The following is an 11,870-nucleotide window of genomic DNA, read 5'->3' as shown; positions in this document are numbered from 1 at the left end:
AGATGGCCATGCCGCTGCGACAGTCCATCAGGGTCGGGACCTATCTGCTCGAACAAAAGCTCCGCAAGCGCGAGAAGTTCCCCCTGATCGTCGAGCTGGAACCGCTCTACGCCTGCAACCTGGCCTGTGAGGGCTGCGGGAAGATCCAGCACCCGGCCGGCGTGCTCAAGCAGCGCATGCCAGTGGCCCAGGCGGTCGGGGCCGTCCTGGAGTCCGGTGCCCCCATGGTGTCCATCGCGGGCGGCGAGCCCCTGATGCACCCGCAGATCGACGAGATCGTGCGCCAGCTGGTGGCCCGGCGGAAGTACGTCTTCCTGTGCACCAACGCCCTGCTGCTGCGCAAGAAGATCGGGAAGTTCACCCCGTCGCCCTATTTCGCGTTCGCCGTGCACATCGACGGACTGCGTCAACGCCACGACGAATCGGTGGCCAAGGAAGGCGTCTTCGACGAGGCGGTCGCCGCCATCAGGGAGGCGAAAGAGCGCGGATTCCGGGTGACCACGAACTCCACCTTCTTCAACACCGACACCCCGCAGACCGTCATCGAGGTCCTCAACTACCTGAATGACGACCTGAAGGTCGACGAAATGATGATCTCACCCGCCTACGCCTACGAAAAGGCACCCGACCAGGAGCACTTCCTGGGCGTCGAACAGACCAGGGAACTCTTCCGGAAGGCCTTCGCGGGCGGCAACCGGCGCCGCTGGCGGCTCAACCACTCCCCGCTCTTCCTGGACTTCCTGGAGGGCAAGGCCGATTTCCCGTGCACCGCCTGGGCCATTCCGAATTACTCCCTGTTCGGGTGGCAGCGGCCCTGCTACCTGATGAGCGACGGGTACGTGACGACGTACCGCGAGCTCATCGAGGAGACCGACTGGAGCGCGTACGGCCGCGGCAAGGACGAGCGCTGCGCGAACTGCATGGCGCACTGCGGCTACGAGCCCACCGCCGTCCTCGCCACCATGGGCTCCCTCAAGGAATCCCTGCGCGCGGCCCGGGACACGATCAGCGGGAACCGGGGCAACCGCGGCGGATCGGCGTGACCGCCGGCTCCGGAGGCTTCGACCTGAAGGCGCTGCTGGCCGAGCGCGGTGCCGAGCGGTACGAGCTGCACGCCCGGCACCTGAACCCGCAACTGCCCCGCATGCTGCACACCATCGGCTTCGACAAGGTCTACGAGCGGGCCGAGGGCGCGCACTTCTGGGACGCCGAGGGCAACGACTACCTGGACATGCTGGCCGGGTTCGGGGTGATGGGCCTGGGCCGCCACCACCCGGTCGTCCGCCGGGCCCTGCACGACGTGCTCGACGCCCGGCTCGCCGATCTGACCCGGTTCGACTGCCAGCCGCTGCCCGGGCTGCTGGCCGAGAAGCTGCTGGCGTACAGCCCGCACCTGGACCGGGTCTTCTTCGGCAACAGTGGCACCGAGGCCGTCGAGACCGCCCTGAAGTTCGCCCGGTACGCCACCGGGCGGCCCAGGATCGTCTACTGCGACCACGCCTTCCACGGGCTGACCGCCGGCTCGCTCTCGGTGAACGGGGAGGCCGGCTTCCGGGACGGCTTCGCGCCGCTCCTGCCCGACACCCGGATCGCGCTCGGGGACCTGGCCGCGCTGGAACGGGAGCTGAAGCGCGGCGACGTCGCCGGTTTCGTCGTCGAACCGATCCAGGGCAAGGGCGTGCACGCGGCCCCGCCCGGATTCCTGCCGGCCGCGCAGGAGCTGCTGCGCCGGCACAAGGCGCTGCTGATCGCCGACGAGGTGCAGACCGGCCTCGGACGGACCGGCGACTTCTACGCGTACCAGCACGAGCCGGGCGTGGAGCCGGACCTGGTGTGCGTGGCCAAGGCGCTGTCGGGCGGCTACGTCCCGGTCGGCGCCACCCTGGGCCGCGACTGGATCTTCAAGAAGGTCTACTCGTCCATGGACCGGGTCCTGGTGCACTCCGCCAGCTTCGGGTCCAATGCCCAGGCGATGGCGGCCGGACTGGCGGTGCTCTGCGTCATGGAGGACGAGTCGGTCGTCGCGAACGCCCGCGCGATGGGGGACCTGCTGCGCGGGCGCCTCGCGGCGCTGGTGGACGCGTACGAGCTGTTGTACGAGGTGCGCGGCCGGGGCCTGATGATCGGCATCGAGTTCGGCCGGCCGTCCTCGCTGCGGCTGCGCAGCCGGTGGACCATGCTCCAGGCGGCCCGCAAGGGGCTGTTCGCGCAGATGGTGGTGGTGCCGCTGCTCCAGCGGCACCGGATCCTGACGCAGGTCTCCGGGGACCACCTGGAGGTCATCAAGCTGATCCCGCCGCTGATCGTGGACGAGGCGGACGTCGACCGGTTCGTCGGCGCCTTCCGCGCGGTGATGGACGAGGCGCACTCCGGCGGCGGGCTCCTGTGGGACTTCGGGCGGACGCTGGTCAGGCAGGCCGTCGCCGGCGGGTGACCCTCCCGACCGGCCTGCCCCGGCGGTGGTCGGCGGCGGTCGTCGGCGGTCGGTGGCCGACGGCGGTGGTCGCCCCGACGACGGCTAGTCGAGCAGCCGCTCGCGCAGCCGGCCGAGGGTACCGGCCGTGAGGCCGAGGCCCTCGGCGAGGTAGCGGTCGACGCCGCCCCAGTGCTCGTCGATGGTGTCGAAGGCCGCGGTCAGGTAGGCGGCGCGGGCGTCGAAGAGCGGGGCGAGCAGCTCCATCACCTCGGGGGAGCGGGCCTCGGGCGCGTCGCTGCCGCGACGGACCCGGTAGCGGCGGTGCGGGGCGTTGGACTCCAGGTAGTCCGCGACGATGGCGTCGCGCTCGACGTCCAGCGCGAGCAGGGTGACGGCGACCGACAGGCCTGCCCGGTCCTTCCCGGCCGCGCAGTGCATGAGCGCCGGGAGGCTGTCCTCGGCGAGGGCGTGCAGGACCCGGCTGTGCTCGGCGGTGCGGTCCACGACCATCGCGCGGTACGAGTTCACCATCCGGGCGAAGGCCTTTCCGTCGCCGAGGAGCCCGCGGAGCTGGCCCACGTTCCCGTCGCGGACCATGGTCCAGAATTCCTTGCCGGCGGCCGGATCGGACAGCGGGACGTTGACGTTGCGCACCCCTGGGAGCTCGACGTCGGGACCTTCCAGGGCCTGGTCGGCCGCGTTGCGGAAGTCGAAGACGGTGTGCAGCCCGAGCGATGCCAGGAATTCCGTGTCGGTTTCAGTGGCATGCGCCAGATGTCCGCTTCGGAAGAGTCGTCCCGCTTTGACCCTGCGCCCGTCGGCGGTCGGCAGGCCGCCCACGTCGCGGAAATTACGCACACCGGACAATGCGGGCTCGGGGAGCGGTATGTCCGGCGAGGTGGGCGGTATCTGCTGGGTCACGGGGAATCCTCCGCATCGTCATTCAGTGTCCGAATTGCTCTGCTTGGGACTAACTTGCCGGTGCCGGAGGCGAGATCGGGCGCAGCCCCGTGAGCCAGATCATACGGTGACCGTGAGTGCCTGATCGTCAAAGCCGAATGGCCCGGCCGGGCCGGTTGTTGGCGGTGGGGAATGGACGCAGGGTGACCGGAATTCCGCCGAAATCCCGCCCCTGTGAATCCGTCAGGAAATTCACGGCTTGTTCCGTACGGTCCCGTTGGATTACGTTCGCGACCGATCCGGATGGACCGCCTAATCCTGCCGCCGTCCGGAAACAGCAATCGACCGAACTCGCGCGGCAGGAGCGGGGGAACCAGGTAGGCCGCTGCATCGGAGTTCCGCTCCGGAGCGGCTAGGGGTGAAGCCGTACGTGTTCCGTTCACTTCGCGTGTGCATCCGCGTCGCACGTGCACGGACGGCCGGACATCTCCCATCCGAACCCGACAGCTCACCTCGCAGGCGCCGGAGAGGAATTCGCCATGCCGGCAAAGGGTAAGCACCGTCGCCCGAAGTCCCGTTCCATCACCCGAGGGTTCGTCGGCGCAGCCGTCGCCGGCACCGGCGGAGCGGCCCTGGCCCTGCCGCTGATGGGCGCCACCGGTGCCCACGCGGCCGGCACCCCGGCTGCCGCTCCGACCGCCACCTCCGCCGTCCCGGCAGGAGCGCCGCAGGCCCCGGCTGCCGCCCGGGCAGGGGTGGCCGCTTCCACCGCCCCCGCCGCTGCGACCGTCTACACGGTCCGGACGGGCGACTGCCTCTCCGTCATTGCGGCGGACCACGACCTCAAGGGCGGCTGGCAGCGGCTCTACGCCGACAACCGCGAAGCCGTCGGCGACAACCCCTCCCTGATCCACCCCGGCCTGGAGCTGACCCTCGGCGCCCCGGGCGCCCCGGGCGCGCAGGCTCCCGAGCAGGCGCCGGCCGAGGAGCCCGCGCCGGCGCCGAAGCCGAAGAAGAAGGCCCCGGCCGACCCGACCGCTCCGGCCGACCCGACCACCGGTTCCCCGCTCGGCGCCGCCCCCGCGCCCGCGCCCGCGCCCGCCAAGAAGAGCGTGGCCGCCGGCACCGCCGCCGGCGCGGTCACCGCGGCGGGCTTCACCGCCCCCGTCTCCGGCGGCGTCTCCACCCAGTACAAGACCGCCGGCGCCATGTGGTCCAGCGGCTACCACACCGGCGTCGACTTCATCGCGAGCTCCGGCACCACCGTCAAGGCCGTCGGCGCCGGCACCGTCGTCTCCGCCGGCTGGGGCGGCTCGTACGGCAACGAGGTCGTCATCCGGCACGCGGACGGCAAGTACTCCCAGTACGGCCACCTCTCCCAACTCTCCGTCTCGGTCGGCCAGAGCGTGAGCGGCGGTCAGACCATCGGCCTCTCCGGCTCCACGGGCAACTCCACCGGCCCGCACCTGCACTTCGAGATCCGCACCGGTCCCTCGTACGGCTCGGACATCGACCCGATCGCCTACCTGCGCTCCAAGGGCGTGACCATCTGACGGCTCGCGCCGCCGGAGGCGACGGACCCGCGTGAGGCCGGGACCCGAGGGGGGTCCCGGCCTCACGCGCTGTTATTCCACACCGACCGGGTGGTATAGATCACGGTCCGTCAACCCCTGCCTACGGTGGCGTAGGTCACGTCCCGCGGTGAAGGATATGGTCCCGTGGCAGCGACGACGATGACAGAGACGACAGAACAGACGTACCGGACCATCGGCTCGTACGCGGCACTCGGGGACAGCTTCACGGAGGGTGTGGGGGACCCGGGGCCCGACGGGACGTTTCTCGGGTGGGCGGACCGGCTGGCCGTGCTCCTGGCCGACCAGCGCCCGGAGGGCGACCTCCGGTACGCGAACCTCGCGGTGCGCGGACGGCTGCTCGACCAGATCGTGGCCGAGCAGGTTCCCCGGGCCAAGGAACTCGCCCCCGACCTGGTGAGCTTCTGCGCGGGCGGCAACGACATCATCCGGCCCGGCAGCGACCCGGACGCCGTCGCCGAGCGGTTCGAGGCCGCCGTCGCCGACCTCACCGCCTCCTGCGGCCAGGTCATGATCACCACCGGTTTCGACACCCGAGGCGTGCCCGTCCTCAAACACCTGCGCGGCAAGGTCGCCACGTACAGCGCGCACGTGCGCGCCATCGCCGACCGGTACGGCTGCCCGGTCCTCGACCTCTGGTCGCTGAAGTCCGTACAGGACCGCCGGGCTTGGGACGAGGACCGGCTGCACCTCTCGCCCGAGGGGCACACCCGGGTCGCGCTGCGCGCCGCCCAGGTGCTCGGGCTCGAGGTGCCGGCCGACCCCGACCAGCCGTGGCCGCCGCAGCAGCCGCGCGGCTCGGTGGACGTGACCCGCGACAACATCCAGTGGGCCCGGGAGTACCTGGTGCCGTGGATCGGTCGGCGGCTGCGCGGGGAGTCCTCCGGGGACCACGTGGAGGCGAAGCGGCCGGACCTGCTGCCGCTGTAGGCCGGCGGGCGGGTTCCGCGCGGGCGGCGCAGCTGCCGCAGGTCCCCGCGGCGCGGCCGGCGCGGGCCGGGCGGTGAGGCTGCCGCGGGGGTGGTGCGGGGGTGGTGGGGCGCGGTGCGGGTTCCGCGCGGGCGCGCCCCCGGAATCCTCCGGGGCCGCCCCGCGTTGCTGGTGGTAGACCAGTAGGGAGCAGGCCCTCCGCCACGGCCCGCGACCACCCCGCCCCACCGTCCCAGGAGGCGCCTTGACCGGCTCCCGTCCCCTGCGTCCCCGGCTGCGCGCCCTGCGCCCCGAAGCCTTCGGCGCGGATCCGTCCGGCGCACGACTGGAGCGGATCCGGCGCTCGCCGAACTTCGCCGACGGCTCCTTCCGGAACCCGGTCGGCGCCCGGACCAGGCCCTCCGGCTCCCTGGTGGAGTTCGCCAAGGTCTACTTCCACAAGGAGCAGCGGATCCGGCGCAGCCCCGCCGCATCCGTGCCCGTCCACCCGACGACCTTCGCCGACCTGGCGAAGCCGCCGGCCAGCGGGCTGCGCCTGACCTGGATGGGGCATTCGAGCGTCCTCGCCGAGATCGACGGGCGCCGCGTCCTGTTCGACCCGGTGTGGGGCGAGCGCTGCTCCCCCTTCCCCTTCGCCGGGCCCAAGCGGCTGCACCCCGTGCCGGTGCCGCTGGCCGCCCTGGGGCCGGTCGACGCCATCGTGATCTCCCACGACCACTACGACCACCTCGACCTGCCGACCGTCAAGCAGCTGGCCGGCACCGACACGGTCTTCGCCGTCCCGCTCGGCGTCGGCGCGCACCTGGAACACTGGGGCGTCCCCGCGGACCGGATCCGCGAGCTCGACTGGAACGAGTCCACCGAGATCGCCGGACTGTCCCTGACGGCCACGCCCGCCCGCCACTTCTGCGGACGCGGGCTGCGCAACGAACAGCACACCCTGTGGGCCTCCTGGGTCGTCGCGGGCGCCGAGCACCGGATCTTCCACAGCGGTGACACGGGTTACTTCCCCGGGTTCAAGGACATCGGCGCCGAGCACGGCCCCTTCGACGCGACCATGATCCAGATCGGGGCGTACTCCGAGTACTGGCCGGACATCCACATGACCCCCGAGGAGGGCGTCCGCGCCCACCTCGACCTCCAGGGAGCCACGCCGCACGGGGTGCTCCTGCCGATCCACTGGGGGACCTTCAACCTCGCGTTCCACCCGTGGGCGGAGCCGGGCGAGTGGACCCTCGACGCCGCGGCGGAAGCGGAACAGCCCGTGGCCGTCCCGCGGCCCGGCGAGCCGTTCGAGCCGGGCGGCGTCCTCCCCACCGACCCCTGGTGGCGCCCGGTGGCCCGGCCCATCGACCGCCCGTGGCGGCAGCCCGCGGCGGCGGCCCCGGCGGCTGCCGACGCCGCCCCTCCGGCCGAGCGTGACCTGGACCTCGCCGGCGAAAGGTGACGGCCCCGCCCGCGCGGGGGTGAGGCGACGGCCCCGGCCGCCGCGCGGGCGGGAGGGCGCGACCTCCCCGTGCGGCGCGACCTCCCCGTGCGGCGCGGTCTCCCCGTGCGGCGCGGCGGGGGAAGGCGCACCGGGGCCGCGTGCGGGCGGCCCCGAACATGCGCTCCCGGCGGATTCGGGCTGCCGTACGAGCGCCCCCTCGGGAGCGGGAAGCACCCCGGTGAAGTTCCCCAACTGGCTGTCAGCGGCGGGATCCTGCGGTCTAGCGTGGGTATCCGGTGATCAACACCGGGCCCCCGCACCCCTGGAGGCCCGGGCCCACGTATGAGGACGCCAGAGGACGCCGATGTCCGGACTACGCGCCGCCCGCCACGCCCCGTCGAGACACGCCGCCACCGGTCCGGTGCGGCAGATACGGCCCCAGATGGTGCGCGCCGCCGTGCTGCCCACCCTCGCCGCCGGTCTCAGCGGAGCCGCCGCGGTGATCTTCACCCTGCAGCTCGGCGGCGGGGTCGGGCACCGGGACGCCCGACTGTGGCCCGTCCTGTTCGGCTGCGCCCTGCTCGTCGTCGGCGCGCTCACCGCCGCCCTGCTCGGCGCCCAGCGCACCGCCAAGGCGGTCCGGGACCGCTGCGAGGCACTGCGCCGCTCCAGCGCGCGGGGCCGCCAGGAGCTGCGGACCAGCGCGGAACGGCTGGAGCGCGGCGAGCAGCCGGCCCGGCCCGTCCGTGGCGGCCCGACCGCACCGCCGCCCGGCACCGACCCCGGACGGGTCGACGAGTTCTGGCTGCTCTCCCAGGAGCTGCGCGGCGCGCGGGAGCAGGCGCACGCCGCCCTCGTACGGCTGGCCGGGCCCGCCGCCCCGTCCGACAGCGACCGGAAGGTCGAGGTGTTCGTCAACCTCGCCCGTCGCCTCCAGTCCCTCGTGCACCGCGAGATCTCGCTGCTCGACGGGCTGGAGGACACCGTCGAGGACCCCGACCTGCTGAAGGAGCTCTTCCACGTCGACCACCTGGCCACCCGGATCCGCCGGCACGCCGAGAACCTCGCCGTGCTCGGGGGCGCCGGCTCCCGTCGCCAGTGGACCCGCCCCATCGACCTGAGCGAGGTGCTGCGCTCGTCCGTCGCGGAGGTCGAGCAGTACACGCGGGTCAAGGTGGTGCCGCCGGCCGGGGGCACCGTCCGCGGCCACGCCGTCGCCGACGTGGTGCACCTGCTCGCCGAGCTGATCGAGAACGCCACGGTGTTCTCCGCCCCGGACACGGACGTGGTCGTGCGCGCGGAGCGGGTCACCGCCGGCATCGCGGTGGAGGTCGAGGACCGGGGGCTGGGCATGCCGGCCGCGGAACAGCACCGGATGAACGCCCTCCTCGTCGATCCAGACCAGGTCAGCGTGCGGCACCTGCTGGCGGACGGGCGGATCGGCCTGTACGTGGTCTCGGCACTGGCCCGGCGGCACGGGATCGCCGTCGAGCTCAAGTCCAACATCTACGGCGGGGTGCTCGCCGTGCTCGTCCTGCCCCAGGACCTACTCGGCGCGGAGGCACCCGGCACCGCCGACGCGCTCAGCGGCTCCCGGGCCGCCTCGTGGGGGACCGGCCAGGGAGCCGGTGCCGGGTTCGGCCACGGGGCCGTAGCCGGGGCGGACTCCGGGCCCGGGCCCGGGATGCCGCCGTTGGAGCCCGCCCGGGTGTCCGTGCCCCGACCCGAGCCCGCCGCGCAGCGGCCGACGGCACCGGCCTGGGCGACGGCTGCCCCGGGGCCGCGGCCCCGCCGTACGGAGCCGACGGGCCCGGTGGCCTCCCCTGCGGCTCCGGTCCAGGACCCGGCTCCGGTCCAAGCTTCAGCTCCGGCCCCGGCCCAGACGCAGGCTCCGGCTCCTGCCTGGGGCCAGGCTCCGGCCCCGGCCCCGACCCGGGTTCCCGCCCCGGCCCAGGGACCCTCGGCCACGACGGTGCAGCCACCGCAGGCGGCGCAGGTTTCGTACGCGGCCGAGGCCCCGTCAGCGGGAGCGGCAGCGGCCGCCTCGGGGGCGCCCGGTGCGGGACGGGCGGCGCCCCTCCCGGCCGCGAGGCCGGATTGCGGGCCCGGTCCCACGGGCCTCGGACCGGATCCGCGGCTCTGCGCGCACCCGGCGGACCCCTGGCCGGTGGCCGGGGCTCGGGCAGGAGGTCCGGCAGGGGATGCGCCGCCGCGGGTGCCGGGGTCGGCGCCCCCGGCCGCGTCCGTGCCGGCCGCCCGGACCGACCCGGACCGGCCGCCGCTGCCCCGTCGGCGGGCCCAGGCCCACCTGGCCCCCGAGCTGCGGGAGGCCCCCGCCCCGCGCCGGTCCCACGCCCCCGACCAGCCCGTTCACGACCCGGGCCTGATGGCCGCCTTCCGGCGCGGCTTCGGCCTCGCCCAGTCGGAGAACGACGCATGACCCCGAACCCCCACCCCGGCAAGGAGCGCACCACCATGGGCGGCGAAACGGCCACCACGACGGCCCCGACAGCGGCCCCGGCACCGGCGGCACCGGCGGCACCGGCCCCGACCACGGCGGCCGGCCGGCTCTCCGATCTCGACTGGCTGCTCAGCGGCCTCGTCCAGCGGGTCCCGTACACCCGCAGCGCGGTGCTCCTGACCGCCGACGGCCTCGTCACCTGCCTCCACGGCCTCGACGCCGACAGCGCCGACCACTTGGCGGCGCTGGCCTCCGGCCTGTACTCCCTCGGCCGCAGCGCCGGATCCCGCTTCGGTGGCGGCGCGGAGGTCCGGCAGGTGGTCGTCGAGCTCGACACCGCGCTCGTCTTCGTCTCGGCCGCCGGATCCGGCACCTGCCTCGCCGTCCTCGCCGACCGGGAGGCCGACGCGGGCGTCCTCGGCTACGAGATGGCGATGCTGGTCAAGAGCGTCCGACCGTACCTGGCGGCCCCGCCGCGGCGGCCCGCCGCCGGCCGGGAGTGAAGCGGGCCCGGGCCGCGCACGGCAGGGGAGCCCCGCGCGAGACGACGCCCTGGCTCGACGACTCGGCCGGGCGGGTGATGCGCCCGTACACGGCCAGCGGCGGGCGGACCCGGCCGGCCGTGGCCCTCGACCTGCTGTCCCTGGTGACCGCGACCGGCGTGCGGCCGCGTACCGCCCTCGGCGCCGAGCACACCCTGGCGCTACGCCTGTGCGCGGGCGCCGCGGCCGTCACCGTCGCCGAGGTGGCGGGGCAGCTGCGGCTCCCGGCGGTGGTGGTGAAGGTGCTGCTGTCCGACCTGATGGAATCCGGGGCCGTCACGGCGCAGGCGCCGCGGTTCCCGGGCGGCGGAACGTTCGCCGCAGCCGATGACCAGACCCTGCTCCGGGCGGTGCTCGATGGCCTACGCCGACGACTGTGACACCCGTACCGACTCCCGCGCGGCCGCGGCCGCCCTGCCCGCGACGCTGAAGATCCTCGTCGCGGGCGGGTTCGGGGCGGGCAAGACGACCTTCGTCGGGGCGGTCAGCGAGATCGAACCGCTGTGCACGGAGGAGCTGCTCAGCGGCATCGGCGAGGCCGCCGACCCGTTGGACGGCGTCGAGACGAAGACGGCCACGACCGTCGCGCTCGACTTCGGCCGGATCACCCTCGACGAACGCCACGTCCTCTACCTGTTCGGCACACCCGGCCAGCAGCGCTTCTGGTTCCTGTGGGAGGAGCTGTGCATCGGGGCGCTCGGTGCCGTCGTGCTCGCCGACACGCGCCGCCTCGACGACTGCTTCCCGGCCGTGGACTTCTTCGAGCGGCGCGGCATCGGCTTCGTCGTAGCCGTCAACGAGTTCGACGACGGCCACCGCTACACCGCGGAGGAGGTCCGCGAGGCCGTGGGCCTCGCGTCCGGCGTTCCCGTCGTACGGTGCGACGCGCGGCTGCCGGGCTCCGGGACGGGGGTGCTGGCCGCCCTCGTCCACCATCTGCTGTCCCTGGCCGCACCACAGCGGCCGGATCGGTCTTCGTAAATGGGGGGAACCGTCATGACGTACTACGAGTCGACCGGACACCTGCTGCTCACGCCGGTGGACCGGGAGGCACCCGCGCGCGCCGTCCGGCTCCGCGAACTGGGCCTGGGGCAACGGCCGGACAGCGCGCTGGACGCCTTCGCCCGGCGGATCGCCGAGGTGCTGCAGGCCCCGTACGCGGGGGTCAACTTCGTCGGTGAGGAACGGCAGTTCTTCGCCGGCCTGCACCACGCGCCCGACGCGCAGCCCAGCGGTTACCCGGCGCGGGTGCTGCCGCGGGACCACGGGTACTGCCCGCACGTGGTCGTGCGGCGGCGGGCGCTGGTACTGGAGGACGTACGGGACTTCGCGCGGTTCGCCGGGAACGCCGTGGTCGACGAGAGCGGGGTGCGGTCCTACGCGGGCGCGCCGCTGACCGACCGGCAGGGGATGGTCCTGGGCACGGTGTGCGCGGTGGACGTGGAGCCGCGCCGGTGGGGTACGGAGGGCCTGGCGACCGTGAAGTCCCTGGCGGCGGAACTCGCGGACCTCCTCCGCACCCGCGAGGACGCGGCGCGGGCCGGCTGAACGGCCGCCGTCGGGGCGGTTGTCGGTGTCGCACGCCCCGGTCACTGACGCG

General features: G+C 73.9%; 11 protein-coding genes and 1 riboswitch. Of the genes, 10 read left to right on the top strand and 1 reads right to left on the bottom strand.

Going from position 1 to position 11,870, the window contains the following annotated elements; translation table 11 throughout:
• Positions 1–2 precede the first annotated feature (2 nt).
• Both hpnH and ACFVGY_RS17110 read left to right on the top strand, forming a co-directional pair.
• Positions 3–1,043 carry an adenosyl-hopene transferase HpnH gene (gene hpnH / locus ACFVGY_RS17115; protein WP_385677476.1) on the top strand — a complete coding sequence of 347 codons (1,041 nt, stop codon included), beginning with the start codon at positions 3–5 and terminating at the stop codon, positions 1,041–1,043.
• On the top strand, positions 1,040–2,434 hold the full coding sequence (locus ACFVGY_RS17110; RefSeq protein ID WP_385677473.1) for an aspartate aminotransferase family protein: 1,395 nt from the start codon (positions 1,040–1,042) through the stop codon (positions 2,432–2,434). Before hpnH ends, ACFVGY_RS17110 begins: the two co-directional genes overlap by 4 nt.
• Before the next feature lie 84 nt (positions 2,435–2,518).
• Here the strand turns inward: ACFVGY_RS17110 and ACFVGY_RS17105 are convergent, their stop codons facing one another.
• Positions 2,519–3,337 (bottom strand): tyrosine-protein phosphatase, encoded by an 819-nt coding sequence (locus ACFVGY_RS17105; RefSeq protein ID WP_385677470.1) that lies wholly within the window; start codon positions 3,335–3,337, stop codon positions 2,519–2,521.
• 311 nt (positions 3,338–3,648) lie between these two features.
• Positions 3,649–3,851: riboswitch (cyclic di-AMP (ydaO/yuaA leader) on the top strand.
• A gap of 4 nt (positions 3,852–3,855) precedes the next feature.
• Here ACFVGY_RS17105 and ACFVGY_RS17100 point away from each other — a divergent pair.
• The 8 genes from ACFVGY_RS17100 to ACFVGY_RS17065 all read left to right on the top strand — a co-directional run bounded on the left by ACFVGY_RS17100 (position 3,856) and on the right by ACFVGY_RS17065 (position 11,818).
• Complete coding sequence (locus ACFVGY_RS17100; protein ID WP_385677467.1) at positions 3,856–4,869, top strand: peptidoglycan DD-metalloendopeptidase family protein; 1,014 nt, start codon at positions 3,856–3,858, stop codon at positions 4,867–4,869.
• A gap of 180 nt (positions 4,870–5,049) precedes the next feature.
• A complete protein-coding gene (locus ACFVGY_RS17095; RefSeq protein ID WP_360623251.1) occupies positions 5,050–5,838 on the top strand; it encodes an SGNH/GDSL hydrolase family protein in 789 nt (262 codons plus the stop codon).
• A 244-nt stretch (positions 5,839–6,082) separates the two neighbouring features.
• Positions 6,083–7,285: an MBL fold metallo-hydrolase gene (locus ACFVGY_RS17090; protein WP_385677464.1), complete on the top strand. Its 1,203-nt coding sequence runs from the start codon at positions 6,083–6,085 to the stop codon at positions 7,283–7,285.
• Positions 7,286–7,631: 346 nt separating this feature from the next.
• Complete coding sequence (locus tag ACFVGY_RS17085) at positions 7,632–9,707, top strand: ATP-binding protein (protein ID WP_385677461.1); 2,076 nt, start codon at positions 7,632–7,634, stop codon at positions 9,705–9,707.
• A gap of 35 nt (positions 9,708–9,742) precedes the next feature.
• Entirely contained in the window at positions 9,743–10,231 is a 489-nt protein-coding gene (locus ACFVGY_RS17080; RefSeq protein ID WP_385677572.1) for a roadblock/LC7 domain-containing protein, read from the top strand.
• Positions 10,232–10,308: 77 nt separating this feature from the next.
• Positions 10,309–10,650: a DUF742 domain-containing protein gene (locus tag ACFVGY_RS17075; RefSeq protein ID WP_385677570.1), complete on the top strand. Its 342-nt coding sequence runs from the start codon at positions 10,309–10,311 to the stop codon at positions 10,648–10,650.
• Positions 10,628–11,251 carry an ATP/GTP-binding protein gene (locus ACFVGY_RS17070; protein WP_385677458.1) on the top strand — a complete coding sequence of 208 codons (624 nt, stop codon included), beginning with the start codon at positions 10,628–10,630 and terminating at the stop codon, positions 11,249–11,251. Before ACFVGY_RS17075 ends, ACFVGY_RS17070 begins: the two co-directional genes overlap by 23 nt.
• Positions 11,252–11,266: 15 nt before the next feature.
• A complete protein-coding gene (locus ACFVGY_RS17065; RefSeq protein WP_385677455.1) occupies positions 11,267–11,818 on the top strand; it encodes a GAF domain-containing protein in 552 nt (183 codons plus the stop codon).
• The last annotated feature ends 52 nt before the right edge of the window (positions 11,819–11,870 follow it).

It is taken from the genome of Streptomyces sp. NPDC127106 (genome assembly GCF_042677605.1).
Classification (GTDB): domain Bacteria; phylum Actinomycetota; class Actinomycetes; order Streptomycetales; family Streptomycetaceae; genus Streptomyces.
Note: the sequence above shows the minus strand (reverse complement) of the source record. Positions and strands in the feature narration are given on the sequence as shown.

Excerpts from the sequence above, each read along its gene's own strand:
- hpnH (WP_385677476.1), top strand. The coding sequence starts at position 3 with ATGGCCATGCCGCTGCGACAGTCCATCAGGGTCGGGACCTATCTGCTC.
- ACFVGY_RS17100 (WP_385677467.1), top strand. The coding sequence starts at position 3,856 with ATGCCGGCAAAGGGTAAGCACCGTCGCCCGAAGTCCCGTTCCATCACC.
- ACFVGY_RS17095 (WP_360623251.1), top strand. The coding sequence starts at position 5,050 with ATGACAGAGACGACAGAACAGACGTACCGGACCATCGGCTCGTACGCG.
- ACFVGY_RS17085 (WP_385677461.1), top strand. The coding sequence starts at position 7,632 with ATGTCCGGACTACGCGCCGCCCGCCACGCCCCGTCGAGACACGCCGCC.
- ACFVGY_RS17080 (WP_385677572.1), top strand. The coding sequence starts at position 9,743 with ATGGGCGGCGAAACGGCCACCACGACGGCCCCGACAGCGGCCCCGGCA.
- ACFVGY_RS17075 (WP_385677570.1), top strand. The coding sequence starts at position 10,309 with ATGCGCCCGTACACGGCCAGCGGCGGGCGGACCCGGCCGGCCGTGGCC.
- ACFVGY_RS17070 (WP_385677458.1), top strand. The coding sequence starts at position 10,628 with ATGGCCTACGCCGACGACTGTGACACCCGTACCGACTCCCGCGCGGCC.
- ACFVGY_RS17065 (WP_385677455.1), top strand. The coding sequence starts at position 11,267 with ATGACGTACTACGAGTCGACCGGACACCTGCTGCTCACGCCGGTGGAC.